This is a genomic window from Nocardia higoensis, from assembly GCF_015477835.1.
Lineage (GTDB): Bacteria > Actinomycetota > Actinomycetes > Mycobacteriales > Mycobacteriaceae > Nocardia > Nocardia higoensis_A.
The window spans coordinates 615,647-641,585 of the sequence record NZ_JADLQN010000002.1 but is presented as its reverse complement, the minus strand read 5'-3'; the positions used below and the strand labels follow the sequence as shown (position 1 = coordinate 641,585).

The window sequence follows — 25,939 nt, the reverse complement described above, 5'->3', positions numbered from 1 at the left end:
GGGCCCCCGTGCTATGGCACCGGGGCCCGAACCGCGTTCAGTGGCCGAAACATTGAGAGTCGGTACGCCACGCGGGGCAACGCAAGCCCCGCTCAGGGTTGCACGTCTACCGACGCGGCAAGTTCCGCACAACTCGGCTCCAGGATCTTCCAATCACCCTCGGCCACATACTGGCACCCGATGCTGACCTGCGTGCCGTGTTCGAGCAGGACGTGCCAGCGGACGGTAGAGCCGCCTTCGGGGCGCTCGACATAGGACAGGCCGGACCGGCCGGCGAACACCACGTCGCGACGCAGGTCGCCGAGGGAAGGCTTCTCGCGCATCTGGGCTTCCAGGTCCGCCGCGATCCTGGCATAACCGGCATCGGTGGCGACAGGGGTCTGCATGACGGTGAGCCGCAGGCGGGAGCCGTCCTCGGGGACGAGATCGACTCGGCTGCTGCGGGTGCTCGGGGAACTCACGCGCCAGCCTTCCGGGATCCGGAAGGTGATGCGGCCGATGGCTTGCGTGGCGACTGGTGCGCTGGGGGGCGTCGAGGTGCTCGGGGCGGTGCTCGTCGGGTGGGTAGAGGTCGCGGCCGAGATGGTCGGTGCGGCAGCGGGCTGGTGGGAATCGTCCGAGCCGCTGACCGCGACGACCACACCGACAGCGGCGGCGGTGAGGGCAAGGACCGCGGCTGCGGCCGACGCGTACACGGCGGTGTTGCGCTCGGGTGCTCGGGCGGCGGCACGCCGGCGCAGCGGCTGCAGCCATTCGGAATCGGGCATGGCGCGCACCGGGTCGGGGACGTAGCCGGACCTGGGTTCGGGGCGGTGCAGAAGGTCGACGCCGGAGATGGGACGCACTTCTACATCTGTGCCGCAGATCTGGCGCGCCACCTGGTCGATGAGATCGAGTTTCGCGGGGTCGGATGTGCCGAACACCTGCACGACGTCGACGCGGACGCCGTCGAGCAGTCGGGTGAGCACCGCGGCCACGGCGTCGGCCGCGCCCGGGTCGACGCCGAGGTCGTCCAGCGCGAGATCTGGTTCGTATTCACAGGATTCGACCTCCGCGCCGCCGTGAGTGCGCACAACGGTGGCGGCGGTGGTGGTGAGTGTGCCGAATTCCAGGACCGCGACGCGGCGGGCACGCAGCGTCGCGTCGTCGGTGACGACCGACCGCGCGGCGAGCGGCTCGAAGACGACGTCGCCGGTGAAGCGGCGCGCCGCGGTGGCTATCGTTTCGCGGCGGCGGGTGCCCCACTCTGTCGGACAGACAATGGTGAATCGCTCGCACGGACTGCCGAGACCGAGGTTGTCCAAGACGGTGGCGAACAGCGCCGCAAGTGCCTCGGTGAGCTCGGGCACGCGCGGCAGCAACGCGATCCGCTCGGCGGTGACGAACTGCACCGCCGAGCTGACCTGACCGAGCGGAGCGAGCGGCTCGCCGACGACCAGGCTTCCGTTGCCTCCCAGCACGACGGACGGCACACCGTCCCAGTGGGTCGAGGGGCCGCGTGCCCAGATCCTGGTGTCGGTGAGGACCAGCTCGACCTGGCTCATCACTCGGCCGGCATCCAGCCGAGCTGGATCAACTCCTGGCTGTTGCGGGTCACGTAGGTGCCGCGTCCCGGCGGCAGCTGGCTCGGACGCACGCTGCCCATCAGAACGCCCTCGTCCTTCGGGCAGCTCATGATCAAGCCCGCCGCGCCGAAGTCCTTCATCCGCGCCAGCGTCGACTCGTACATCGCGCGGCTGGCGCCACCGGCCCGGCGGGCGATGATCAGGTGGAAACCGAGATCGCGCGCGTGCGGTAGGTGTTCGACCAGCGGCGCGGTCGGATTGCCCATCGACGTGGCGACCATGTCGTAGTCGTCGATGATCACGTACAGCTCGGGACCGGTCAGCCAGGCGCGATCGCGCACTTCCTGGGGGGTCACGTCCGGGCCGGGGCCACGCTGAGCGACATAGGCCGCCAGGTCGTTCATGTTCTTGGTGAACTGCGGTCCAGTGGAGCCGTATCCGGCCTGGTAGCCCTCGGGGATCATCCCGAGCATGGTGCGCCGGTAGTCACCGATGATGAAACGCGCCTCGTTCGGGGTGTTCGACGCGGCGATGCCCTCGATGATCGAGCGCAGTAGTGTCGTCTTCCCCGCCTCGCCGTCACCGATGACGATGAAGTGCGGGGTCTCGTTGAAGTCCAGGTAGACGGGGGCCAGCTCGGATTCGTTGATGCCGATGGGAATGCGCAGGTTTCTGGTCCCGCGCGGCACCTGCGAGGGCCAGTTGCCCGCCAGCTGCAGCAGTTGTTCGCGCGGCAGCCTCTCGGGCAGCATACGGGCGGCGGGCGCCGGGCGGCCGGGGGTGAGCCGGGCGATGGTAGCGACGGCCTCGGCGACGGCCTGGCCCAGCGTGTTCGGGTCGGCGCTGCCGTCGATGCGGGGCAGACCGGTGAGCATGTGCAGGCAGTCCGGGGTCATACCGCGACCGGGGCGGCCCTGCGGGACCAAGGCGGCGAACTTGCGGCCGAGGTCGGAGTCCATCGGATCACCCAGGCGCAGTTCGATCCTGGTGCCGATCTGGTCTTTGAGGGCCGGACGCGCCTCGGCCCAGCGGGCGAGTGCGATCACCACGTGCACGCCGTAGGACAGACCCTGCACGGCGAGGTTCATGATCGTCTGCTCGAGCGGGTCGAAATCCTGGCGGATCGAGCCGAAACCATCGATGACCAGGAACACGTCGCCGAAGGGGTCCTCATGCGCGCCCGCGGCGGCGTGGCTGCTCGCCGGGTCCATCGACCGCAGTCGCCGGAACTCGGCCATCGATTCGATGCCGAGCTGACGGAACCTGGCCTCGCGGGTGCGCACGATGGTGGTCATCTCCGCGACGGTGCGTCGGACCTTGTCAGCGTCGAGGCGACCGGCCACGGAGCCGACATGCGGCAGGCCCTCGAGGCCGGCCAGCGTGCCACCGCCGAAGTCCAGGCAGTAGAACTGCACCTGTTCGGCGGTGTGGGTCATGGACATGGCCATGATCAGCGTGCGCAGTGCGGTGGACTTGCCCGACTGCGGGCCGCCGACGACCGCCACATTGCCGCGGGCGCCCGACAGGTCGACCACCATCGGGTCACGACGCTGGTCGTAGGGGCGGTCGACGATGCCGATGGGCGCGCGCAGCGTGGCGATCGCCGAGTACTCGCCGGTGAGCACCGAACGCGGGATGAGCTGGTCGAGGCTGGGAGCCTCGTCCAGCGGCGGCAGCCAGATCTCGTGGGCGGGCCTGCCGTGGCCGCGGATGCGCGAGACCAGCATGTCCAGGTTGGACAGTTTCTCGCCGTCCTCGCCGCGGTGCTCCTCGGGTTCGTCGGAGGAGGCGGCGGGCAACGGGATCCGGTCGATCGCACGGAAGTCGACGTGATGCGCCGTGAACGGCCGCGCCTTGACGTCGATCTCCCCGCCCGCAACACCGGCCTGGGTGACCTCGCGCTGCGAGCCGCCGCCGACATAGGGGCCGGAGACATAGGACGCCTGGAAACGCTGGATCTCGCCGGAATCGGACTTGAGGTAGCCGCCGCCGGGGATGTTGGGCAGGTTGTAGGCGTCGGGCACGCCGAGCACCTGACGAGATTCGTTGGCGGAGAACGTCTTCAGGCCGATGCGATAGGAGAGGTGGCTTTCCAGGCCTTTGAGCTTGCCTTCCTCGAGGCGCTGGGAGGCCAGCAGCAGATGCACGTGCAGCGAGCGCCCGAGGCGGCCGATCATGACGAACAACTCCGCGAAATCCGGATGCTGGGTGAGCAGTTCGGAGAACTCGTCGAGCACCACGAACAGCGCGGGCAGCGGATCGAGATCGGCGCCCGCGGCACGGGCCTTCTCGTATTCGGAGACGTTGGCGAAGTTGCCCGCTTGGCGAAGCACTTCCTGGCGGCGGTTCATCTCGCCGGCCAGCGCGTCTTTCATGCGGTCGACGAGATCGGCTTCTTCTTCGAGGTTGGTGATGACGGCTGCGACGTGCGGGACGCCCTCCAGACCGAGGAAGGTCGCGCCGCCCTTGAAGTCGACCAGAACCAGGTTCAGCTGGTCCGGGGAATGGGTGGCCAGCAGGCTCAGCACCAGGGTGCGCAGGAACTCCGACTTGCCGGAACCGGTGGCGCCGATGCACAGGCCGTGCGGGCCCATGCCGCTCTCGGCGGCTTCCTTGATGTCGAGCTCGATCGGCATGCCCTCCGGGCCGACGCCGAAGGGCACCCGCAGCCGTTCGCGGCCGTAGCGAGGCCGCCACGCGCTCTCCGGATTGAACGTGCCGATGTCGCCGAGGCTCATCAGCTGCGCCCACGACGAGATGACCTCGGTGTCCTCGGTCTCCACGTCACTGCTGCGCTGGGTGGCCGCGCGGTAAGGGGCCAGCCGGCGCGCGGCCTGCTGGGCTTGATGGGGGCTGATCCGGTCGACGGTGGCGAAGCGCTCGAGGTTGCCGGTGGCGCCGCGGCCGACGCACTCGCCGTCCTCCACCATCATCTTGATGCCACGCGACACGGCCAGGCGCGGCGCGTATCCGCACAGGTCGATGATGGTGACGCCCTCGTAACCGGACTCGCGCAGCTGATCGTCTTCGGATTCGAGCAGGCCGCCGTCGACCACGATCACGACTTGGACGAGGCCGGGGTTGGCGGGCTGGTTACGCGAGTACCTGACCCGGTTGGCCAGCAGCGGATGCAGGCTGGCGGTGGCCTCGCGGATGGATCCGAAGAACATGCGCCGACTGCCGATGCCGTCCTGGGAATCCGGGTGCTGGGTGTGCGGCAGCCACTTGGTCCACTCCCACTCGCGCGCGGTGTCCGGGCCCGCGACGACGGCGACGAGCACTTGGTCGGGGCCCTGGAACATGCACAGCTGCAACAACATCGCGCGCACCATGTCGCGGGCCTGGGCGCGGTCGCCGTCGAGGGCGATGGTGGCGAAGCCCTTCACCGCGATCGCGGTCGGCAGGTCGGGCACGGTGGAATGCGCGCGCACGAACCGGCGCAGCGACACCGCCGCGATGGGCTCGAGTTCCTCGACCGGACCGGTTTCCGGAGCCACCAGCCTGGTCGCCAGCCGCTGCGGGCCGATGCCGATGCGGGCGTGGCAGAAGTCCTTGTCGCCGGCGCGGCGCTCCCACATGCGGCTGGTGCCCGCGAGCATCCAGATCAGGCCCGGCTCCGGGTGGCTCCACTCGACCGAGGCGCGCTGCTGACGGGCGGTCTCGTCGACATCCTTGCGGACCTGGTCGAGATAGCGCAGATAGTCCTTGCGGTCCTCGTTGGCCTCGGCCGCCTTCTGGCCCTTGCCGCCGCCCTGCCCGGCGAACATGGTCACCATCGAGACCATCATCATGACCGGGAACATCAGCATCATCGGGTTCTGCGCGATGCCGGTGCCCATGGTGAACATCAGACCGACCATGCCCAGCATGGCGACGACCATGACGACCGGCATCAGCTTCATGAGCAGATTGCCCGGTGTCACCCTGGGGATTTCGGGCGGCGGCTGCAGCGTGACCTCGCCGCCCGGAGTGCGCGGCATCTCCCGGCGCGCACGACGCTGGAACCGGACAGTGCTCATCGCCGAAATCCCCCTACTTCGCATGCGGCAACTCCGGGCTCAGTGTAGAGCCACCGGCCGACATGTCGTACAGTTCGTCTCGCATTCTGCTGCCCGGACGTCAGGGTTCGCAAACCCACCCGACGACACGCGGCTCAGCGGAATTCCGAGGTAGAGCACCAGGTTGGGGGAATCTTGACGCACGCACGAATGGACCACATCGACGAAGATGCTTCACGGGGCATCGTACGCGCGCCGGACCTGGCCCGGGTGACGATCCTCGCCAAGCACACCCAGGTCGACATGGCGATCCCGGTCGATGTCCCGGTGGCGCTGGTGATTCCCAGTGTCGTGGACATGGTCGCCCAGCACAGCCGCAGCAACGACTTCGACAACGAGGGTGAACGATTCGAGCCGGCCGAATGGGTGCTGGCCAGGATCGGGCATCCACCGTTCTCCAACTCGCTGTCCCTCGGCGAGCACGGCGTGCGCGACGGCGAGTTGCTGATGCTCGAAAGCGCCTCGCACACCGCGCCGACCCCGCTGTTCGACGACATCATGTACAACGTCGCGATCGCCGACGCCGACCACTTCCGTGGCTGGACGCCGCGCACCGCGCGGCTGACCGGCTCGATCCTGGCCGCGCTCACCATGCTCGTCGGCTGTCTGGGCCTGCTGGCCGCGCCGGAGGCGCTGCCGGTGTGGGTGAGCGGTTCGGTGGCGCTGGCGGTGGCCATCCTGCTGGTGGTGGCGGGCATGGTGCTGAGTCGGATGTACGGCGACACCGCCACCGCGCTCGTGCTCGCGGGGTGCGCGCTCCCGGCCGCATTCACCGCCGGAATGCTCTACGTACCAGATCATTACGGGTGGGCGCATCTGCTGCTGGCCTCCAGTCTGCTCGGCGCGACCGCCATCCTGTCCTGGCGGGTGACCGGGGTCGGGCTCGCGCTGTTCATCGGCGCCGCCGCCCTCGCGGTCTACGCCGTCCCGGCCGCGCTGGTCGGCATGCTCACCGATCAGTCGGTACGCGCGATCGGCGCGGTCGCCGCGGCACTGGGCCTGCTCGGTCTGTCCCTCGCGCCCCGGGTGTCCATGCTGCTGGCGAAACTGCCGCTGCCGCCGGTCCCCTCCCCCGGCACTCCGATCGACCCGACCGAGGACGATCCGGACGACCATCGCGCCCTGCCCACCTTGGACGTGCTGCGGGCCAAGTCCGATCATGCCCGGCAGTACCTGGCCGGTCTGGTCTCCGCGACGACGTCGACGACCGTCGTCGGCGCGCTCGCCGCGACCGATCACCAGGCCGACGACCCGTACTGGCAGGGCATCGCGCTCGCGCTAGTCTGCGCGGCGGTACTGATGTTCCGCAGCCGCACCTACGCGGGCGCCGAGCAGGCTGTCGTGCTGATCGCCGGTGGCGCCGCGATCGTGCTGATCATGCTGACCGGGATGGCACTGACGATGGAGATTCCGCTCGCCGTGTTCGGCGTGGCGATGCTGATCCTGGTGTCGGCGCTGATCCTGGGCATCATCATCCCGAACCAGTCGGCGACACCGCCGATGCGTCGTGCCGTGGAACTGCTGGAATACGGGTTCGTGGCCGCGGTGCTGCCGCTGGTGTTCTGGGTGACCTCGCTCTACTCCGTCGTCCGCGGGCTGTGAGCGGGCGGTGGCGCGTCGCCGCCGCTGCGGTGACGCTGGGCATGAGCGCATCTTTCGGAGTCGGCGCGAACGGCGGTGTCGCGCTGGCTGATCGGCCGCCCGCGGTGGACCCGGGCCTGAAACCGCCGGGCGATCCGGCCGCGCCGCCGGACAAGACCGAACGCCCCGCCAACTCCCACTGCGCGGATATCGTCACCGGTGGCGAAGGCCCGACGATCCCGGACGCCCAGCGCGCGCTGGATCTCGAGCGCGCCTGGCAGTTCTCCAAGGGCGCGGGTCAGCGCATCGCGGTGATCGACACCGGGGTGGCTCGGCATCCGCGCCTGCCCGGTCTGGAGGCGGGCGGTGATTTCGTCGCGAACGTGGGTGACGGCACCGAGGACTGCGACGGTCACGGCACCCTGGTGGCGGGCATCATCGCCGCGTCCCAGATCCCTGGGCAAGGGTTCGCCGGCGTCGCACCCGAGGCGCAGATCATCACGATCCGCCAGACCAGCAAGATGTATCAGAAGGAAGGCCGCTCGGCGGAGAAGGCGCCCGAAGATCTTCCCGACAGCTACGGCAATCTGCACACGATGGCTTCGGCGATCGTGCGCGCCGCCGACATGAATGTATCGGTCATCAACATCTCCGAAGTCTGGTGCGGCACCGGCAGCCCGGACGCGGACAACAAGGTCGGCGCCGCGCTGCGTTACGCGGCGGTGGAGAAGAACGTCGTCGTGGTCGTCGCCGCGGGGAACAAGGACGATTCCTGCAAGGGCGAGAACCAGGTCATCGACCCGCTCGACCCGACCGCCGACCCGTGGAGCAACGTCACCTACAACATCAGCCCGGCCCGCTGGGACGACTACGTGCTGGCCGTCGGCTCCGTCGACGCGAACGGCGCGCCGTCGAGTTTCACGATTCCCGGCCCGTGGGTGGGTGTGGCCGCTTCCGGGGAGAACATGGTCTCCCTGGATCCACGCGGCACCGGCACCGCGATCGGCACGGTCGACCAACGCGGTCAGCAGGGCTACATCACCGGCACGAGTTTCGCCACGCCCGTCGTCGCAGGCGTCGCCGCACTCGTCCGCGCGCGCTTCCCCGAGCTGAGCGCGCTGGAGGTCATCGAGCGCATCCAAGCCACCGCGCACGCGCCGGCCGAGGGGTGGAATCCCTACATCGGTTACGGGGCGGTCGATCCTGTCGCCGCGCTGACCCACGCGGTGCCGGACGCACTGCCGCCCAAGGAGCCCGCCCCGGCCAGGAGCAGGCAACTGGCGGTGCCCGCGCCACCCACGCCGCCGGACCACACCGCCCGGAATGTGGCGCTCATCGGCACCGGCGTGATCGCGACCGCGTCGATCCTGGGGTATCTGGCCTCGTTCCCGATCCGCCGCCGATTCGGCGTCGGTGGCGACGAGATGTAAGCCGTGTCCGGGCCTGCCGACGGCACCCACTGCCGTCTGCGGGCCCGGGCCGGAACTCCGACTCGCACCGATCGAGTCGGCCCGGTACGCATGTGGCGGTCCTGTCCTCGATCAGTTGGTCTTACCCACGGGATTCTCGGCGGGCGAGGCGTCCGGCGCGATGCCGTCGTGTGCCACCATCGCCTCTTCGCGTCCCAGTGTCGGACCGTTGGCGAGCAGTCCCACGATCGGCCAGGGTGCCGGTTCCGGCTTCACCCCGGACTCGATGTCCAATCCCAGCGCCTTCTGGGCGTCGGCGTTCTTGATGCCGTATCGCACGCCCGTGTCGGCGACGTAGAACATCGAATCCTTCCGAGTGCTGTCCGGTTCGATGCCGGTGGACTGCACGAACGCGCCGGTGCCCGGCGGAATATAGGTCGAGTCGGCATTGGGCCCGTTGCCGTCGGACTGCGCGAGCGGGACCAGCTTGCCGCTGTCGGGAATCGGCAGCGCGACACCGGTGACCACTGACAATTCGGCCTGTTTGCCGCCCTCGTTGTGCTCGGCGGCGACCGGATTCGGCTTCCACGACAGACAGCTGATCGGCTCGTCCTTCAACTCGACGATGTCCATCTGCCGCTGCGGATAGGTGGCGACCGCCAGGGTGTTCACCAGGTCCACCGCGACCCGGTCGGCCTGGTCGATCGTGGAGTCGGTGCCCGAGGACCGGTAGGTGTTGCGAATGATGTCGGCGGTCAGCGGGGAGATCTCCTGCAGGCCGTCGGTGAGCACGACGTAGTTCTTGTCCGGCTCGGTCGCCACCTGCACCACGTCACCGACACGGTGGCTGCCGATCTGGTAGCTCACGCTCGCGCCGGGATCGTTGATCTTGGGCGGAATGATGGGCAGCACTTCGGGAATCGCGTTGAGCAGGCCCTCACCGACGGGGCGCGGCGTCATTCCGGTGATGCCGAGGGCGTCGGTGACCTTGCGATCGTTCATGTCGACGCGGGCGCGGGTGTTGTCGTAGACGAGATAGTCCTTGTCCTGCGCGGTCACCAGCAGCGCTCGGTCCGAACCCATCGTCGAGGCCTTGTCGCCGAGTTCGAGGTCACCGGCGATGACCGAGGTCGTCAGATCGTTGCTGCCGTCGACGGCGAGCACGTCGCAGACCGTCCAGGTGCGGCCCGAACCGTCGGCGTCGTAGTGCAGCGCGGCGGGCGCGCCGGGAATGCCGATCAGCTGTCCGCGCGGCTTCTTGGTGAGCTCGGATTCCTTGATGATCGCGGCTTTTCCGCTCTCACCGGAGGCCAGCCGAGCCGAGGCGATGTTCAGCGCGGGATGGACCACATTGTCGATGACGACATAGACACCACCGCTCTCCTTGCCGATGAGCAGGGTGTTGTCGCCGATCTTGTCCTGCGGGCGGAACAGCGCGAGAATGCCGCATCCCGCCAGTACCACGACGCCGAGCACCAGGCCGACGGCGTAGGCACGCGACTGGGACCGCATCGGGTCGTGCAGCATTCGCACATCGCGGCGCACCAGCGCGTGTTCCATCCTGCGCACCAGGAATCGATAGCCGCTCACCTGCCAGCGCGTGGTGGGCTTTGAAGGCATGGTTCCTCCCCCGAACAGTGCTCACGTCCGCGCAACACAGTACAGTTCCTGGGGACTGTTGTTGAGTTCGGCCGGGCGGATTCGGCCGACACCGGTTACTTGGGGGACGTGATGGCCGAAGCCACCGGAGCGGGGCCGCGCCCGCTCCTCGGACGCATCTCGATGCCGAATCTGCTCGTCGCGCAGATCTTCGCACTCCTCGCCGGTATTGTCTCGCTGCTCTCGGGGCTGCCCGCGCTCTACTCGCTCCTCGTAGCGCTGGTCGCCCTGTTGCTGCCGCTGATCCCGATCGCCAAACGCACCGCGCTGGACTGGGTGATCACGTTGTGGCGGTTCAAGACCCGACGCGACTACGAATTGGGCGACACCGTGGACTACCGCGGTCCCGACGACCGCTCGCTCGGCCTGTACTGGGATGGCACCAGGGTGGTCACGGTCGTCGAGGTGCTGCCCCCGCGCGGCGGGCTGACCCGCATCTCCAGCAGCACCGTGCTCGCCTCGCACCTGCTGCCGCTGCCGGAACTGGCGAAATGCCTGAACCAGCACGACATTCTGCTCAGCGGCATCGACATCGTCAGCCACGGGCACCGCAGCCGCGCGGGCACCCCCGCGGGAAAGATCTACGAGTCGCTGCTCGGCCCGTTGCCCGCGACCGCCCACCGCTCGGTATGGCTGGCGATCGGTTTCGACGCGGTCGCCGGAGCCGGGGCGGCGGCTCGCCGGGGCGGGGGCACCGAGGGCGCCTCACGTGCGGTCACGATCGCGACCCAGCGCATCATGCGCGCGCTCGAGGACGCCGACTGCGGCGCCCGCATCCTCACCGCACCCGAGATCCGCAAGGCCGTCCTGCAGATCACCGCGGGTTACGACCCGCGCGAACTCACCCATACCTGGCGCTACGCCGAACTGGGCAACGCGGTCAATATCGGCAGCGCGGTCGATCCGGAACATCTCGGCTCGGATCTGCTGGCCCAACTGTGGGTCGCGCCCTCCCGCGGAACCACCATGACGGTGCGGCTGCGGCCGGGCAGTTCCGCGGAGTCGGTGAACATCGGCGCCTCCTGGCGGCTGACCACTCGCGAGCTGCCCGAGGGCGGCAAGCTCGACGGCATGATCTCGATGAACGGCCGTCATCGCGACGGGTTGCTGGCGAATCTGCCGTTGGCGGTGCCCGCGGTCGACGACGCGGTGCCGATGACCGAGTACCCGATCGATGTCATCGGCGCGCTGCACCTGCCCTCGTCGGGCTGCGGCCAGCTGATCGGTTCGGACGAGAACAACCAGGGTGTGGCGGTGCGCATCGTCGGTCAAGGTATCTCCACGGTCTACGTCGCCGGCGAGTTGTATCTGGCGCAGCAGCTGGTGTTCCGCGCGCTGGCCGTCGGTGAGCGCATCCTCGTCCGCACCGATCGCCCGCACGCGTGGGATCAGCTGGTGCAGACCATCAACAACCCGGAACGGCTGGCGATCGCGGTGGAAACCCACCAGTCCGACGCCGGGTTCACCGCGGCCGTGGTCGACGGTGTGCTCGCGCCCGCGCCGCACGCCGGTGTCACCACCATCTACGTCACCGGCGATCCGATGGGCTGGCCCGCCACCCGACCGGATCTGTCGATTCACCAGCCGGGCGCGATCGGCAACCGCGTCATCGTGCGCACCGGCACCACCCAGGTCGATCTGACCCTGGTGTCGATCGCCAAGGAAGCCACCTACATCGGCAATCCGCGCGGCCGCCGACCGATGGCCGCCGCGCGCTGACGCCGCCCGGGCCCTTCGGCACGCTAACCCGGATAGGGCTCGGCGTCTCGCGCTGCCCGCAAAGCCCTTCCCCACCAGGATAATTGGTTCAGCATCCGCTCGGCGGCGTCGATCGCTGCCCCGTCGCGGGTCCGGCCGTCGGCGTCGAACTGCCGCTTGGCGCGGTGGAATCCGACGCTTTCGCGCAGCGACACCATGTGCAGTTCGGCGACCACCTGACGCAGTTGCTCGACCGCGCGCAGCCCGCCCGACATCCCTCCGTAGGACACGAATCCGATCGGCTTGGCCCGCCATTCGTGTTTGGCCGAGTCGAACGCGGTCTTCAGCGAGGCCGGGTACCCGTGGTTGTACTCGGAGGTGACCGCGACGAATGCGTCCGCCGCGCGCAGCCGGGCACGGAAGGCCGAGACTTCCGCGGTCTCGGTCAGGTCGGCGGGCAGCGGGGTGTCGAGCAGATCGATGACCCCGATGTCGAATTCGGGGCGCGCACCAGCGGTCGCCAGGAACCAGTCGGCCACGACCGGCGCGAACCGCTCCGGCCGCACGCTGGCCACGATCACCTCGAGTCGCAACGGTGCGCGCACGGCCCGGGCGTCTTCTCCGGTCACGGCAGATCGAACGGCAGCACGACGCCCTCGTGCGGGCTGCAGTGCGCGCAAGTCTCGGTACTCTCCACCGCCGCGATCGCCTTGCGGACCACCTCCTTGAACGGCTCGATATTGCGCTTGAACTCGGCGAACACATCGACCGCGTGCACGCCGTCACCGCTTTCGAGCCCGGCGTCGAGATCGGTGACCAGCGCGATGGCCGAGTAGCACATCTCCAGCTCCCGGGCGAGCACCGCCTCCGGGTGACCGGTCATGTTGACCAGGTCCCAGCCCTGCTCGGCGAACCAGCGACTCTCCGCACGGGTGGAGAAGCGCGGACCCTGCACGACGACCATGGCACCCCCCGCGCGCAGCGGCAGCTCCTCGACTTCGGCGCCGATCGCGGCGACGCGCAGTTCGGGGCAGTAGGGGTCGGCGAAGGAGACGTGCACGCCACCGCCGTCGAAGTAGGTCTGCGCCCGTCCGGACGTGCGGTCGACGATCTGGTCCGGCACCGCGACCGTGCCCGGCCCCCAGTCGGCGCGCAGGCTGCCGACCGCGCACGGCGCGAAGATCCGTCGTACGCCCAGCGAACGCAACGCCCACATATTGGCCAGATACGGCAGCGTGTGCGGAGCGTACTCGTGCTTCTTGCCGTGGCGCGGCACGAACGCGACCGGCCTGCCCGCCACGTCACCGACCGCGATGGGCGCGCTGGGCTTGCCGTAGGGGGTGTCGATGTCGATCTCGCGCGTCTCGGCGTCGAAGAAGTCGTAGAACCCGGTGCCGCCGATGACGGCCAGGGCGGGGCGGGGAAGCTCGCTCATGACCGTTGATTCTCCCGGAGCGGCCGGGACGGCCCGCAAGGTGCCCCATCAACCGCCGACGCGACCACCTCGCCGCCCCGTACCGGCCGCACGACCCGCTCCCCCCGCCGCCCGACCACCCGATCTCGTCGCGCATGCTTGTTCACAACGGGGATGGGATGTCAGAGCCAGAGGCCGAGTTCGAAACGTCGAGGAGGTGCGGTGTCGCGCGCGCGGTCCGGTGTGTGGCTGACCGTGGCGAGCGGTCTGGCGTTCGCCAGTTCCGGCCCGCTGGCCAAGTCGGTGCTGGCGGCGCAGTGGTCGCCCGGCGCGATCCTCGCCGTCCGTTTGACCGGCGCCGCCGCGATCGTGCTGGTGGTCGCGGCACTCGCCGATCCTCGCGAGCTGCGGGAGAGTCCGCGGCATCTACGCACCATCACCGCGTTCGGCGTGGTCGCGGTGGCGGGTGTGCAGGCCACCTTCTTCCTCTCGCTGCAATATCTGCAGGTGGGTGTCGCGCTCATGATCCAGTTCCTGGCGCCGGTCGTGGTCATCTTCTGGGACTGGATCGTGCGGCGGCGCAGGCCGAGCGCCCGCACGCTCGTCGGGGCCACAATCGCGCTCCTCGGCGCCGCGCTGGTCATCGACGTGCTCCACAGCGCGGAGCTGAGCGTGGCCGGTCTGGGCTGGGCCGCGTTGTCGATGCTGTGCAATGCGGCGTTCTTCCTGCTGTCTGCGCGCACATCCGACAGCCTGAGTCCGGTGACACTGCTCGGGGCCGGGCTGGCCGTCGCGGCGGTGACGGCGTGGGTACTGGGCCTGGCGAGCGTGCTGCCGCTGCATGTCGGTGCGAGCACGGCCGTGATGGCCGAGCGCGGACTACCGGTGTGGGTGGCGCTGGCACTGCTGATCGCGATCAGTACGGTGGTGGCCTATCTGTGCGGGGTCGCGGGCGCCGCGCGGATCGGTTCGACGCTGATGTCGCTGGTGCTGTTGAGCGAGGTGTTGTTCGCGGTCGTGCTGGCCCGGATACTGCTGGGCGAGGCGATCGCGCCGGTGCAGATGGCCGGCGGCGTGCTGCTGGTCGGTGGCATCGCGCTGGCTCGTTCCGGGGCGGAGCGGCCGATCGGCGCGCCGGTCGAGACAACGCCGAGTTCGCCCACGGCGTGACCAGCGCAAACCCCTGTACCCTCGGGGGGTATGGACCGGCCTCGTCGGCAGGCCCAGAGCAAGGAGACAGTGGTGACCATCCCCGACGCGACAGACAACAGAGAACCCGCGGCACTCGACCCCGCCGCCCATGATCACGCCGCCCACAACCACGCGGGGCACGGCTACATCACGAGCAAGGACGACTACCTCAAGCGACTGCGCCGGATCGAGGGCCAGTCCCGCGGCCTGCAGCGCATGGTGGAGGAGGAGAAGTACTGCATCGATATCCTCACCCAGGTCTCGGCGATGACCAAGGCGCTGCAGGCCGTCGCGATGGGCCTGCTCGAGGACCACATCAGTCATTGTGTGGTCGATGCCGCCCGGACAGGCGGCCCCGAGGCGGAAGCGAAGATCAAGGAAGCGACCGACGCCATCGCCCGGTTCGTGCGCTGAGCACGACGCTAGCGCGGGAGCAACGGCGCGAGCGCTCGCAGCGGGGTCAGGTAATCCTCGCCGAGCGGCTGCAGCGCCACATGGTCGGCGCCCGCGTCCAGGTGCGCCCCGAGTTGCTCGGCCACCCGCGCAGCGCTTCCGTGCACGGCGAGCGCGTCGATCAGCCGGTCGCTGCCGGTCCCGTCGACGTCGCTCTCCTCGTAGCCGAGCCTGCGCAGATTGTTCACATAGTTAGCCAAACCCAGATACATCGTGACCACCGAACGCCCCAGCGCGCGGGCACGTTCCGCGTCGTCGTCGACCACCAGTTTCTGTTCCACCGCCAGTAGCGACCTGGCGCCGAGTACTTCGCGGGCGCGGCGGGTGTGCTCCGGCGTGCCGAGATAGGGCAATGCGCCCAGGGACCGGTCCCGCGCCGCCTCCAGTACCCGGGGGCCCAACGCCGCGACCGCCCGGCGCGATCGCGGCACCCCGGCGGCATCCAGGGCGTCGAGGTACTCGACGAGCGCGTCGTAGGGCTTGCGGTAGGTGCTGACAGCTTCCGGGTGCCCCACGCCGATGCCGAGCAGGAACCGCCCGGGATACCGGTCTTCGATGCGGTGGAACGACTCGGCGAGTTCCGTCACCGACGCGGTCCAGATGTTGACGATACTGGTGCCCACCGTGAGCGACTCGGTCGCCGCGAGCAGCGGCTCCACCGTATCCAGCGACGCGGGCGGCGACCCGCCGAGCCAGAGCGCGCCGTAACCGAGCTCTTCCAGTTCGGCGGCCTCCTCCGGCCGAAACCCTTTGTAGCCGCGCCACACACCGAATCGACCGAGTCCGTATTCCGTCATGCCGGAACCAACCTCCCGCTCGTCTCATACATTCCGGCGCGCGGCATCTCCGATCACTCCATTCCTGACGCAGGCATCGTGAGCCGGGTGATCCACCCGGTTCCGGACACCGAAACGATGCTGGCACTCCCACCCCTAGAGTGCTAATATCGGAGGTGCACAGCTTCCGGCGCTCGTCGGCCGAGGTGAGCGCCGCAGTGATCGAAATGGGAGGTGATTGCTGTGCTGCGATTCGATCCATTCCATGACATCGACACCGTCGCTCGCCAGTTACTCGGCGAGAGTGCCGGGACCGCACGGGCGCCCCGCTTCATGCCGATGGATCTGTTCAAGGCGGGCGACCACTACGTGCTCAATGCCGACCTGCCCGGTGTCGACCCGGGTTCCGTCGACGTCAGCGTGGACAACGGCACGCTGACCCTGCGCGCTCAGCGCAGCCTCCCCAGCGACGAAGGCGTCCAGTGGATCGCCTCCGAGCGTTTCGCGGGCACCTACATGCGTCAGCTGTCGTTGGGCGACAACGTCGATGCCGACAAGATCAGCGCGAGCTACAACAACGGCGTGCTCTCGGTGACCATCCCGATCGCCGAACGAGCCAAGCCGCGCCGCATCCAGATCAGCGGAGGCTCCGAGCAGAAGACGATCGAGGCGAGCACCGGCAGTTGAGGCCACGACACCGTCGGGGTCCACACACGATATCCACACCAAAGCGTCGCGCGTCGCCGAAATCGGCGGCGCGCTTCGCTTTCGCAGCCCAGCGCACGACGAACGCCGACCGACCCGGCACGCGGACTTCCAGTGCGGCAGCTCAGGGGCACGTGGCCGCGGGAGCTGGGGAGCGGGATGGGCAGCAGTGCTGCCCATCAGTCCCCGCAGCAGCCTTCCGGGGTGGGCACCGTCCGCATCTCCCTGGTCTGGACATTGCGGGCCGCCAGATCCTCCTCGGCCGGGTAGTCCACGGCGACGAGACTGAGTCCGTGCGCGGGCGCGACGGTGACCGCGCTCGAGCGCTGGGTCTCCCGCAGCAATCCAGCGACCCAGTCGGGCGTGCGCCTGCCCTCCCCCACCGCGAGCACCGCGCCGACCAGGCTGCGCACCATCGACCAGCAGAACGCGTCCGCGCTGACGTGTGCGATCAGCAGATCTCCCTGCCGCTCCCAGTCGTAGCGTTGCAGTTCGCGCACCGTCGTCGCGCCTTCGCGCCGTCGGCAGAAGGCGGCGAAATCGTGCAGCCCCAGCAGTTTCCGCGAGGCCGTGCGCATCGCGTCCAGATCCACCCCGGGCTTACAGGGGACCACATTGCGCGCCGCCAGGGGTTCCGCCCCGTACGGTGCGGTGGTCAGCCGGTAGACGTAGTGCCGGCGGATGGCCGAGAACCTGGCATCGAAATCGGCCGGCGCCGGGCGCGCGTCCTTGACCCGCACATCCTTCGGCAGGAACCGGGCCAGCCGGTGCACCAGCTTCGGGCCGTCGAACTCGGCCGTGGTGTCGAAATGCGCGACCTGTCCCTCCGCGTGCACACCGGCATCCGTCCGCCCGGCGACGGTCAGCTGGATGGGCTCACGCAGCACCTTGGTCAGCGATTCCTCCAGCACCCCCTGCACGGTGCGTAGTCCCGGCTGCCTGGCCCAGCCGGTGAAATCCGTTCCGTCGTAGGAGATGTCGAGCCGCACGCGAATGAGCCCGCCACCCAGGAGGGCGGCGGGCTCATCCATGGAATCCCGAGTCAGCTCAGGCTTCCTTCTTGTCCTCGGCGGACTCTTCGGCCGGAGCCTCGTCAGCCTTGGTCTCCTCGGCCGGAGCCTCGGTGGTCTCGGCGGTCGCCGTGCCCTCCTCGGAGGGAGCTTCCTCGACCTTCTTCTCTTCGGCCTTCTGCGAGGCGGCCACGCGGCGGGCGCGATCGGCTTCGTTGGTCACGGTCTTCTCCCGGACCAGCTCGATGATCGCCATCGGCGCATTGTCACCCTTGCGGGGCAGCGTCTTGATGATGCGGGTGTAGCCACCCTCGCGCCCCTCGAACGACGGCCCGATCTCGGCGAAGAGCGCGTGCACGACGTCCTTGTTGCGGATCACCTTCAGCACCTCGCGACGGTCGGCGAGAGTGCCGCCCTTCGCCTTGGTGATGATCTTCTCGGCGTAGGGACGCACGGCCTTGGCCTTGGACTCGGTCGTGGTGATCCGGCCGTGCTCGAAGAGCGCCGTCGCCAGATTGGCGAAGATCGCCTTCTGGTGCGACGCCGACCCGCCGAAGCGGGCACCCTTCTTGGGCTTAGGCATTGTTGTTCTCCTGTGTCTGATTGCGGCGTTCGCGGGGCCCTTCGTGGTGACGCTTCGCTACCGCCTCCGGGCCTGTCGCTCACGCCGCTGTCTGATTGCGGCGTTCGCGGGGCCCTTCGTGGTGACGCTTCGCTACCGCCTCCGGGCCCGTCGCTCACGCCGCGGGTCAAGGCCGACCTGGGTTGCCTACCCCAGCCGCCTAGAGCTGTTCGGTCTCGGCGTAGTCCTGCTCGCCGCCGTCGTTGTCGCTGAAAGTGCCGCTGTCGCTCCACGTTCCGGTGCTCGCGTCGTAACCCACCACGGAGGACGGGTCGAACGACGCCGGGCTGTCCTTGAGCGAGAGGCCCAGCGCGTGCAGCTTGACCTTCACCTCGTCGATGGACTTCTGACCGAAGTTGCGGATGTCCAGCAGGTCCGACTCGGTGCGGGCCACCAGCTCGCCCACCGTGTGCACACCCTCGCGCTTGAGGCAGTTGTAGGACCGGACGGTGAGGTCCAGATCCTCGATCGGCAGACCGAACGAGGCGATGTGATCCGCCTCGGCCGGCGAGGGGCCGATCTCGATGCCTTCGGCTTCGACGTTCAGCTCACGGGCCAGGCCGAACAGTTCGACCAGGGTCTTGCCCGCCGAGGCGAGCGCGTCCCGCGCGCTGATGGAGTTCTTGGTCTCCACGTCCAGGATGAGCCGGTCGAAGTCGGTGCGCTGCTCGACACGGGTCGCCTCGACCTTGTAGGTCACCTTGAGCACCGGCGAGTAGATCGAGTCCACCGGGATCCGGCCGATCTCCGCGCCGGACGCCTTGTTCTGCACGGCGGGCACGTAGCCGCGGCCCCGCTCGACGACGAGCTCGATCTCGAGCTTGCCCTTGTCGTTCAGGGTGGCGATGTGCATGTCCGGGTTGTGCACGACGACTCCGGCAGGCGGCACGATGTCACCGGCGGTGACGGTGCCCGGGCCCTGCTTGCGCACGTACATGGTGACCGGCTCGTCCTCCTCCGAGGACACGACCAGGCCCTTGAGGTTCAGGATGATGTCGGTGACATCTTCCTTCACGCCGGGGACGGTGGTGAACTCGTGCAGAACGCCGTCGATGCGGATGCTCGTGACCGCGGCCCCCGGGATCGAGGACAGCAGGGTCCGCCGCAGCGAGTTGCCCAGGGTGTAGCCGAAGCCCGGCTCGAGGGGCTCGATGGTGAACTTCGACCGGTTCTCGGCGACGACCTCTTCGGTCAGCGTCGGTCGCTGGGAAATCAGCATGAGGATCTTCCTCCTTCTAGGGCGCCCGCTATTTGACGCCACGTTTCAGGGGTTGTGTGTGGCCGCTCGTCGTCGAACGGCCACACACCAGCGGCACAGCGCGCTGAATTACTTCGAGTAGTACTCGACGATCAGCTGTTCCTGCAGCGGCACATCGATCTGTGCGCGCTCGGGCTCCTGGTGGACCAGGATCCGCAGACGACCGGGGATCACCTGCAGCCAGCCGGGAACCGGCCGGTCGCCGACGGTCTCGCGAGCCACCTGGAACGGCAGGGTCGGCAGCGACTTCTCCTTGACATCGATGATGTCGTACTGGGAGACGCGGTAGCTGGGCACGTCGACCTTCACGCCGTTGACCAGGAAGTGGCCGTGGCTGACGAGCTGACGGGCCTGACGGCGGGTACGGGCCAGACCGGCGCGGTACACCACGTTGTCGAGGCGGGTCTCCAGCAGGCGCAGCAGGTTGTCACCCGTCTTGCCCTTCTGGCGGTTGGCCTCTTCGTAGTAGCGACGGAACTGCTTCTCCATGACGCCGTAGGAGAAGCGAGCCTTCTGCTTCTCCTGCAGCTGGAGCAGGTACTCGCTCTCCTTGATCCGCGCGCGGCCGTGCTGGCCGGGCGGGTAGGGGCGACGTTCGAACGCCTGGTCACCGCCGACCAAGTCAACACGGAGCCGACGGCTTTTGCGGGTGATAGGGCCTGTGTAACGAGCCATTGTTCGCTATTCCTTTCCCGCTAGACGCGACGCCGCTTGGGCGGACGGCAGCCGTTGTGCGGCTGCGGGGTGACATCGGAGATCGTGCCCACTTCCAGGCCGGCGGCCTGCAGCGAACGGATCGCGGTCTCGCGGCCCGAACCCGGGCCCTTGACGAACACGTCGACCTTCTTGACGCCGTGCTCCTGCGCCTTGCGGGCCGCGTTCTCGGCAGCCAGCTGAGCGGCGAACGGGGTCGACTTGCGCGAACCCTTGAAGCCGACGTGACCCGAGGACGCCCAGGAGATGACGTTGCCGCTGGGGTCGGTGATCGACACGATCGTGTTGTTGAACGTGCTCTTGATGTGCGCGTGGCCGTGCGGGACGTTCTTCTTGTCCCTGCGACGCGCCTTCTGGGTCTTCTTCGGGCCCGTAGCCCGACTCTTCGGAGGCATGCGGATCCCTTACTTCTTCTTGCCGGCGACGGTCTTCTTCGGACCCTTACGCGTACGCGCGTTGGTCTTGGTGCGCTGGCCGCGCACCGGCAGACCACGGCGGTGCCGCAGACCCTGGTAGCAGCCGATCTCGATCTTGCGACGGATGTCGGCCTGCACCTCGCGGCGCAGATCGCCTTCGACCTTGAACTCCGAGGCCTCGATGTAGTCGCGGAGCTTGGTCAGGTCGTCGTCGCTCAGATCCTTCGAACGCAGGTCCGGGCTGACGCCGGTGGCCTCGAGGATCTCCTTGGAGCGGGTACGGCCGATGCCGAAAATGTAGGTCAGCGCGATCTCCATGCGCTTTTCGCGCGGGAGATCGACGCCCATCAGACGTGCCATGGTGGCAGTTCCTTCATGGTTGGCGGAGGTCTGCTCCCTGTCCGTCCCCGCGTCTGTTGATTCGGGGCACCGGCCTCCGTACCGGTGGTTGGCATACACGCCCCGGGTTGTCCTCCACAGGGGAAGAGCCCGAATTTCCACAGCGTGCAGCTGGAGCTGGGAGTTCTTCTTTGTTGGCCAAGCCGATCAGGCGATCGGTGCCCGGCGGTGGTTCTCGATCAGCCCTGGCGCTGCTTGTGGCGCAGGTTGTCGCAGATCACCATGACCCGCCCGTTACGGCGGATCACCTTGCACTTCTCGCAGATCTTCTTGACGCTCGGCTGAACCTTCACGTCTGTCCAATCTGTTGCGGGTTCACTGGGGTGTGAACACAGTTTTTCCCCAGCCGACGGCTGGGGAAGTCTCTCTATGGGATTCCGGGCGCAGCGCACTGCGCCGTCGGCCCGGACTCATCCTGCCGCGCCCCGGTGCGCCCGGGACCCGACCTCACTTGTAGCGGTAAACGATCCGGCCGCGGGACAGGTCGTAGGGCGAGAGCTCGACGACCACCCGGTCCTCGGGGAGGATGCGAATGTAGTGCTGCCGCATCTTCCCGCTGATGTGCGCGAGAACCTTGTGTCCGTTCTCGAGCTCGATCCGGAACATCGCATTGGGCAGCGGTTCGACAACCCGACCCTCGACCTCGATGGCCCCGTCTTTCTTCGCCATGTCCTCCGCGCTCCCGGCCCGGAGGCGGCCGGAGCCGCTCGAACCTGGTGTGTTTGCCTGGTTGTTTGTCCGCGTGCTTGCCGTTCGCAGGGTTTCTGCTTGGATGTACTCGTCGGGGATCACCCGGCGGTACACCGAACAGGTGGCACGCGGAACAGTCGGCGCATGGGTGCACCGCCGCTCCAGCTTACCGATCGCTGGACGATGAGGCAAAAGGCCCCCTCCGGCAGCGACAGGGGTAAAGGGGTACAGCGCTGCCTGCGCCACCCGGGGCCGGTGCGGTCCCGTAAACTGAACCGGTCCAGGCACCGGTCGAGAAGCTCTATCAGGGGGACGTCGTGAGGCAGCGCAGGGAGCGCGCGATGCTCGGCGGGCACCGGCGGTTTCGCACCACACGACGGACACCGATCACGGGGGTCCCGGACGGGTACGACAGCCGGGCGAGGCAGAGCGGAGCGCGGTCGTGAGCCGTGTCGACGACGGCCTGCCCATGCTGCCGCCGTGGCTGTCGGAAAGCGACGCCGGCGACAGCTACGACGCCCCGCCCGTCCAGAACCTCCCGCACGACGAACTCATCGACGACGAGCCCGCTCCCAAGCGCAAGAAGCGCCGGTTCTTCGGCGGCCGCGACAAGGACGATCGCACCTCCGACACCGCCGCACCCGATGCCGACGGTGATACCGCGGACCGGCCCGCCGGTCCCGGACCCCGTGATGCCCGGCCCGCGCCGCCCGCCCAAGTCCCCGCCGAGCAGACTCCGTGGGCGCCCGAACAAGACACCGGCGCCCGGCTGCCCACCCGACAGCCCACCACCCCGTCGGCGGCCTTCCGCCCCCTCGGCGCCCCCGAGCCGGCTCCCCCGGTGTCCGGGCCCTTCGTGTCGGCGTCGCCGCCACCCCTGCCGGGCCCCGCGCCCGCCCCGTCCGGATTCGCGCCGACGCCGGATGTCCAGCGGCCGCCACTGCCGAGCCCACCACCCGGCGCACCGGCGCTGCCTCCGCCCCCCTCGGGCGAGCTGCCGGCCCCGCCCGAGGCACAGCGGTCGTCGCTGCCCGCCCCCTCCATCGGTACGCCCACCCCCACGCCCACTCCCACGCCCCCGTCGCACGGATTCGGGAGTCCCCGCCCGGCGTCCGAGGCGCCGCAGCCGCCGAATCCCTCGACCGGCGTCCCCACTCCGACACCACCACGCGGCTCCGGCGATACGCCGGCGCCTGCGGAGGCTCTTCGCCCCCCGGTCCCGAATCCTTCGATCGGCCCCTCCGCGCCGACGCCCCCTTTCCCCGTCCGCGAGTCCGGGGACATGCCCGCGCCGCAGGGCCGTCCGGCGCTGCCCAATCCTTCGATCGGCACCCCGACCCCGACGATCCCGCGCGGATCCGGCGAGGTACCCGCAGCACCCGAGGCTCTGCGCCCGTCGCTGCCGAATCCGTCGATCGGCACCCCGACGGCGACGCCGCCGCACGAGTCCGGTGCGCCTTCCCCCTCGGAGAGCCTGCGCGCGCCGGCGTCCGGTGCGCCGGGCGGGACGACATCGGCATCGGCATCGGCCACCTCCACACGCCCGCCGCTGCCTGATCCGCCGATGCCAGGCCAGGTCGGCGACCGGTCGCCGGATCATCACCAGGCCACCGGTACCGACGCAGCCGTCCCGGCGGGCGTTTCGAATGCCGAGGGGCCACCGGCGCGGACCGGCCCCGTGCCCGGCGCGCCGGCAATCCCAGGCCCCCCTGCAGCGCCCACCACAGCAGCTGTCGGTGCGGGCACATCACCAGTCGCGCCGCACGCGCCTGCGGCGGAGTCCGAATCCTCGGGACCGAACTCGGGGCGGCATCGCATGGCGACCGGCGATCACCCGCTGGCCGACGGCGATGCTCGCGGGCCGTCAGGGCCGCCGACGCCGGGGCATCCCGGTGGTTCACCGGTGAGCCGGGATACCGAGGCGCCCGCGGGGCTCGGCGGCCCCGCCGGTGAAGCACCCCCCGGCGACAGTCCGGCATCTCGGGCACCTCAGGCGTCGCCGGCTTCCTCGGCGGCGACGTCCGACGACTCCGCTTCGGGCAGGATCGAACCACCGCGCGCCGAGCGCTCGCCCTACGCCACGAATCCGGCCGGTCCGGCAGCGCCGGATACCCACGCGTCGGCCGAGGGCGGACCGTCCGCGTACGCCCCGGCAGCCGAACTGCCCTATACCGGCTACGGGACGATGAACGGTCAGCCCGCCTACGGTCCCGGCTCGAATCCGGTGTACGGGCTGGAATCTCCGGCCACGGGCGAGCAGCCCTACGGTTCGCCGGGCCCGCGCGGCGGGTGGGCCGGGCCCGAGGGCTCGGGACACGGCGGCGCTCCCGCGCCCAGCAGGGGTCCGGGTGCCGGCGATCTGCCTTGGCAGAACGGTGCGCCGCAACAGTCTTCGCACCGCGCGCCGGTGAGCGAGCCGTCCGGTCACGCCGGATACCGCGACCCACGTACCTTCGTCCAGCCCCCGCCCCAGGCGCCGGGCGGCGATCCACGGATGCCTGGTGAACGCCGCGATCCCCGAGTGTTCGCGCAGCCGGAGCCGCCACCGGCGCCGTCGCCGTATCCGCCGCCGCCTCCCGGACAGCCGGAAGGCGTTCCCGCGCCGTGGAATACGGGCCCGCAGGGACATCGGGTAGAGGGTGGTCCCCCCGGGGCAGACGGCCACTGGGGTACGCCGACACAGGGACATCAGCCCGCACCGGGACCGCACCCCTCCTTGGACGACGTGCCGCTGCGGCGGGCGAAGAAGTCACCGGGCAGCGGATGGCGAAAAGCCGTGCACCACATCTCCGGCGGCGCGATCAATCCGGGCATGTCCGCCGAGGAACGACGGCTGCAGGAGTTGGTGGCGCGGATCCGTCAGCCGGTCCGCGGCGACTACCGGATCGCCGTGCTGTCGTTGAAAGGCGGGGTCGGCAAGACCACCACCACGATGGGCCTGGGGTCGATCTTCGCCTCGGTGCGCGGTGACCGGGTGATCGCGGTGGATGCCAATCCCGACTTCGGCACCCTGTCGCAGCGGGTGTCGTTGCAGACCCGATCGACTGTGCGCGATCTGCTGCTCGACCCCTCGATCGAACGCTATTCCGATGTCCGCAGGCACACCTCCCAGGCCACCAGCCGACTGGAAGTGCTTGCCAGCGAACGGGATCCGGCCGCGTCGGAGTCGTTCAACGACGAGGAGTATCGGGCGGTCGCACGGATCCTGCAGCGCTTCTACAACATCATCCTGACCGACTGCGGCACCGGTTTGATGCATTCGGCGATGACCGGCGTCCTCGACCTGGCCCATTCCCTGGTGTTGGTCTCCTCGGCGGCCATCGACGGCGCGCGCAGCGCCGCGGCCACCCTGGACTGGTTGTCCCTGCACGGCCACGACCATCTGGTCCGCAACGCCGTCGTGGTGATCAACCTGCCGCGCGAGGGATCACCGAATGTGGGCGTCCAGCAGTTGCGCGAATACTTCCTCGCCCGCTGCCGCGCCGTGCACATCATTCCCTACGACGCGCATCTTTCCGAGGGCGCCGAGATCGACCTGCACCGCCTGAGCAAGCAGGCCAAGCGCGCCTACGTGGAGCTGGCCGCGACGGTGGCCGACGGTTTCGGCGCCGACCACCGGCGATTCCACCACTAGGGACGCGACCGCACCCGGGAACAGCTCACCACTCGGGCAGCCGACGGCGACCCGCGAGCACATCGCGGATCAGATCGTCGTAGGCGTCGGCGATCTCGGCCAGCCGATGCCACGCACCGTGCAGCAGATCGTCGTTCGCCGCGAGGGTCATCAGCGCGTGGTGCGCACGGACCGAGGACTCGGCGATGCGGTCGACCACCGCGCCGACGGTCTCGGTGTGCAGGGTCGCGCCGATGCGGTGCTGCAGCACATTCCGGGCGACCCAGTCGTCGATGGCCATGACCAGTTCGCTTCTGCGCCGCTGGATCTCGAGCGATGCGGCGGACTCGGTGTCCACCGAACCATCGCGTCCCACCAGCCGCTTCTCGTGGAGCACCGCGAGATCACGGGCGAGCCAGAGCACCGGCCCGCCGACCACACGATGCCCGCGGCACGCGCGAACCAGCAGATCGGAGGTGGGTAACACCCCCGAATCCGTGGCGCCGTCCGCCGAGTCGGCGCACCAGGGTGCGCCGGAAGGAGCCATCACGACCGTAGATGAATTCGAACCTGCCACGTTGCCTCGCCGTTCATCGCCGCACAACACCGGATCAGGACGCCATCACCCTAGACCGCACTGCCGCGCTTTCAAGGTCTTTCGCGTTGCCGAACGCCACGCTGTAAGCAGTTCGTTATCTCGTGCCAACC

The 25,939-nt window shown here is 69.1% G+C and carries 22 protein-coding genes; 7 read left to right on the top strand and 15 right to left on the bottom strand.

The window, feature by feature from the left end; translation table 11 throughout:
* Positions 1-92 precede the first annotated feature (92 nt).
* Together IU449_RS16855 and eccCa are read right to left on the bottom strand one after the other, a co-directional pair.
* On the bottom strand, positions 93-1,544 hold the full coding sequence (locus IU449_RS16855) for a type VII secretion-associated protein (RefSeq protein WP_195003005.1): 1,452 nt from the start codon (positions 1,542-1,544) through the stop codon (positions 93-95).
* Positions 1,544-5,584 carry a type VII secretion protein EccCa gene (eccCa, locus tag IU449_RS16850; RefSeq protein ID WP_195003004.1) on the bottom strand — a complete coding sequence of 1,347 codons (4,041 nt, stop codon included), beginning with the start codon at positions 5,582-5,584 and terminating at the stop codon, positions 1,544-1,546. The genes IU449_RS16855 and eccCa overlap by 1 nt, the downstream gene beginning before the upstream one ends.
* Before the next feature lie 189 nt (positions 5,585-5,773).
* On the opposite strand from eccCa, the gene eccD reads away from it, so the two are divergent.
* Together eccD and mycP are read left to right on the top strand one after the other, a co-directional pair.
* Positions 5,774-7,225 (top strand): type VII secretion integral membrane protein EccD, encoded by a 1,452-nt coding sequence (eccD, locus tag IU449_RS16845; protein ID WP_228804781.1) that lies wholly within the window; start codon positions 5,774-5,776, stop codon positions 7,223-7,225.
* Between the two features lie 41 nt (positions 7,226-7,266).
* Positions 7,267-8,634, top strand: a complete 1,368-nt coding sequence (gene mycP, locus IU449_RS16840; RefSeq protein WP_195003002.1) for a type VII secretion-associated serine protease mycosin — start codon at positions 7,267-7,269, stop codon at positions 8,632-8,634.
* Positions 8,635-8,745: 111 nt separating this feature from the next.
* On the opposite strand, the gene eccB is transcribed toward mycP, so the two are convergent.
* A complete protein-coding gene (eccB, locus tag IU449_RS16835; RefSeq protein WP_195003001.1) occupies positions 8,746-10,233 on the bottom strand; it encodes a type VII secretion protein EccB in 1,488 nt (495 codons plus the stop codon).
* Between the two features lie 111 nt (positions 10,234-10,344).
* On the opposite strand from eccB, the gene eccE reads away from it, so the two are divergent.
* Positions 10,345-11,991 carry a type VII secretion protein EccE gene (gene eccE / locus IU449_RS16830; RefSeq protein ID WP_195003000.1) on the top strand — a complete coding sequence of 549 codons (1,647 nt, stop codon included), beginning with the start codon at positions 10,345-10,347 and terminating at the stop codon, positions 11,989-11,991.
* A 23-nt stretch (positions 11,992-12,014) separates the two neighbouring features.
* On the opposite strand, the gene IU449_RS16825 is transcribed toward eccE, so the two are convergent.
* The gene (locus IU449_RS16825; protein ID WP_324188288.1) at positions 12,015-12,599 is read right to left on the bottom strand and encodes an NAD(P)H-dependent oxidoreductase; all 585 of its coding nucleotides are present in this window, start codon (positions 12,597-12,599) and stop codon (positions 12,015-12,017) included.
* Positions 12,596-13,405: an S-methyl-5'-thioadenosine phosphorylase gene (locus tag IU449_RS16820; protein WP_195002999.1), complete on the bottom strand. Its 810-nt coding sequence runs from the start codon at positions 13,403-13,405 to the stop codon at positions 12,596-12,598. Before IU449_RS16820 ends, IU449_RS16825 begins: the two co-directional genes overlap by 4 nt.
* A 201-nt stretch (positions 13,406-13,606) precedes the next feature.
* Between IU449_RS16820 and IU449_RS16815 the strand changes: the two genes are divergently transcribed.
* Positions 13,607-14,554 carry an EamA family transporter gene (locus IU449_RS16815; protein WP_195002998.1) on the top strand — a complete coding sequence of 316 codons (948 nt, stop codon included), beginning with the start codon at positions 13,607-13,609 and terminating at the stop codon, positions 14,552-14,554.
* 30 nt (positions 14,555-14,584) lie between these two features.
* A complete protein-coding gene (locus tag IU449_RS16810; protein ID WP_228804778.1) occupies positions 14,585-14,989 on the top strand; it encodes a metal-sensitive transcriptional regulator in 405 nt (134 codons plus the stop codon).
* An 8-nt stretch (positions 14,990-14,997) separates the two neighbouring features.
* Here the strand turns inward: IU449_RS16810 and IU449_RS16805 are convergent, their stop codons facing one another.
* Positions 14,998-15,825 (bottom strand): LLM class F420-dependent oxidoreductase, encoded by an 828-nt coding sequence (locus IU449_RS16805; RefSeq protein ID WP_195002997.1) that lies wholly within the window; start codon positions 15,823-15,825, stop codon positions 14,998-15,000.
* 222 nt (positions 15,826-16,047) lie between these two features.
* Here IU449_RS16805 and IU449_RS16800 point away from each other — a divergent pair, with 222 nt between their 5' ends.
* The gene (locus tag IU449_RS16800) at positions 16,048-16,491 is read left to right on the top strand and encodes an Hsp20/alpha crystallin family protein (protein ID WP_195002996.1); all 444 of its coding nucleotides are present in this window, start codon (positions 16,048-16,050) and stop codon (positions 16,489-16,491) included.
* Positions 16,492-16,688: 197 nt separating this feature from the next.
* On the opposite strand, the gene truA is transcribed toward IU449_RS16800, so the two are convergent.
* From truA to infA, 8 genes are all read right to left on the bottom strand, one after another.
* The gene (truA, locus tag IU449_RS16795) at positions 16,689-17,540 is read right to left on the bottom strand and encodes a tRNA pseudouridine(38-40) synthase TruA (RefSeq protein ID WP_195002995.1); all 852 of its coding nucleotides are present in this window, start codon (positions 17,538-17,540) and stop codon (positions 16,689-16,691) included.
* Between the two features lie 16 nt (positions 17,541-17,556).
* Complete coding sequence (rplQ, locus tag IU449_RS16790) at positions 17,557-18,102, bottom strand: 50S ribosomal protein L17 (protein ID WP_195002994.1); 546 nt, start codon at positions 18,100-18,102, stop codon at positions 17,557-17,559.
* Between the two features lie 199 nt (positions 18,103-18,301).
* Complete coding sequence (locus IU449_RS16785; RefSeq protein ID WP_040794580.1) at positions 18,302-19,360, bottom strand: DNA-directed RNA polymerase subunit alpha; 1,059 nt, start codon at positions 19,358-19,360, stop codon at positions 18,302-18,304.
* A 108-nt stretch (positions 19,361-19,468) separates the two neighbouring features.
* The gene (gene rpsD / locus IU449_RS16780; RefSeq protein ID WP_067861486.1) at positions 19,469-20,074 is read right to left on the bottom strand and encodes a 30S ribosomal protein S4; all 606 of its coding nucleotides are present in this window, start codon (positions 20,072-20,074) and stop codon (positions 19,469-19,471) included.
* A 20-nt stretch (positions 20,075-20,094) separates the two neighbouring features.
* A complete protein-coding gene (gene rpsK, locus IU449_RS16775; RefSeq protein ID WP_067861488.1) occupies positions 20,095-20,508 on the bottom strand; it encodes a 30S ribosomal protein S11 in 414 nt (137 codons plus the stop codon).
* A 9-nt stretch (positions 20,509-20,517) separates the two neighbouring features.
* The gene (rpsM, locus tag IU449_RS16770; RefSeq protein WP_040794577.1) at positions 20,518-20,889 is read right to left on the bottom strand and encodes a 30S ribosomal protein S13; all 372 of its coding nucleotides are present in this window, start codon (positions 20,887-20,889) and stop codon (positions 20,518-20,520) included.
* 218 nt (positions 20,890-21,107) lie between these two features.
* A complete protein-coding gene (gene rpmJ / locus IU449_RS16765) occupies positions 21,108-21,221 on the bottom strand; it encodes a 50S ribosomal protein L36 (RefSeq protein ID WP_025347279.1) in 114 nt (37 codons plus the stop codon).
* Between the two features lie 154 nt (positions 21,222-21,375).
* On the bottom strand, positions 21,376-21,597 hold the full coding sequence (infA, locus tag IU449_RS16760) for a translation initiation factor IF-1 (RefSeq protein WP_003418601.1): 222 nt from the start codon (positions 21,595-21,597) through the stop codon (positions 21,376-21,378).
* A gap of 463 nt (positions 21,598-22,060) precedes the next feature.
* Between infA and IU449_RS29870 the strand changes: the two genes are divergently transcribed.
* Entirely contained in the window at positions 22,061-25,252 is a 3,192-nt protein-coding gene (locus tag IU449_RS29870) for an AAA family ATPase (protein WP_416382181.1), read from the top strand.
* Positions 25,253-25,277: 25 nt separating this feature from the next.
* Here the strand turns inward: IU449_RS29870 and IU449_RS16750 are convergent, their stop codons facing one another.
* Positions 25,278-25,718 carry a DUF4254 domain-containing protein gene (locus IU449_RS16750; protein WP_324188287.1) on the bottom strand — a complete coding sequence of 147 codons (441 nt, stop codon included), beginning with the start codon at positions 25,716-25,718 and terminating at the stop codon, positions 25,278-25,280.
* Between the last annotated feature and the right edge of the window lie 221 nt (positions 25,719-25,939).

Coding starts and splice junctions, on each gene's coding strand:
- IU449_RS16855 (WP_195003005.1), bottom strand. CDS start 1,544: ATGAGCCAGGTCGAGCTGGTCCTCACCGACACCAGGATCTGGGCACGC.
- infA (WP_003418601.1), bottom strand. CDS start 21,597: ATGGCGAAGAAAGACGGGGCCATCGAGGTCGAGGGTCGGGTTGTCGAA.
- mycP (WP_195003002.1), top strand. CDS start 7,267: ATGAGCGCATCTTTCGGAGTCGGCGCGAACGGCGGTGTCGCGCTGGCT.
- rpsM (WP_040794577.1), bottom strand. CDS start 20,889: ATGGCACGTCTGATGGGCGTCGATCTCCCGCGCGAAAAGCGCATGGAG.
- rplQ (WP_195002994.1), bottom strand. CDS start 18,102: ATGCCTAAGCCCAAGAAGGGTGCCCGCTTCGGCGGGTCGGCGTCGCAC.
- IU449_RS16785 (WP_040794580.1), bottom strand. CDS start 19,360: ATGCTGATTTCCCAGCGACCGACGCTGACCGAAGAGGTCGTCGCCGAG.
- eccD (WP_228804781.1), top strand. CDS start 5,774: ATGGACCACATCGACGAAGATGCTTCACGGGGCATCGTACGCGCGCCG.
- IU449_RS16820 (WP_195002999.1), bottom strand. CDS start 13,405: ATGAGCGAGCTTCCCCGCCCCGCCCTGGCCGTCATCGGCGGCACCGGG.
- rpsD (WP_067861486.1), bottom strand. CDS start 20,074: ATGGCTCGTTACACAGGCCCTATCACCCGCAAAAGCCGTCGGCTCCGT.
- eccCa (WP_195003004.1), bottom strand. CDS start 5,584: ATGAGCACTGTCCGGTTCCAGCGTCGTGCGCGCCGGGAGATGCCGCGC.
- eccB (WP_195003001.1), bottom strand. CDS start 10,233: ATGCCTTCAAAGCCCACCACGCGCTGGCAGGTGAGCGGCTATCGATTC.
- IU449_RS16810 (WP_228804778.1), top strand. CDS start 14,585: ATGGACCGGCCTCGTCGGCAGGCCCAGAGCAAGGAGACAGTGGTGACC.
- truA (WP_195002995.1), bottom strand. CDS start 17,540: ATGGATGAGCCCGCCGCCCTCCTGGGTGGCGGGCTCATTCGCGTGCGG.
- eccE (WP_195003000.1), top strand. CDS start 10,345: ATGGCCGAAGCCACCGGAGCGGGGCCGCGCCCGCTCCTCGGACGCATC.
- rpsK (WP_067861488.1), bottom strand. CDS start 20,508: ATGCCTCCGAAGAGTCGGGCTACGGGCCCGAAGAAGACCCAGAAGGCG.
- IU449_RS16805 (WP_195002997.1), bottom strand. CDS start 15,825: ATGACGGAATACGGACTCGGTCGATTCGGTGTGTGGCGCGGCTACAAA.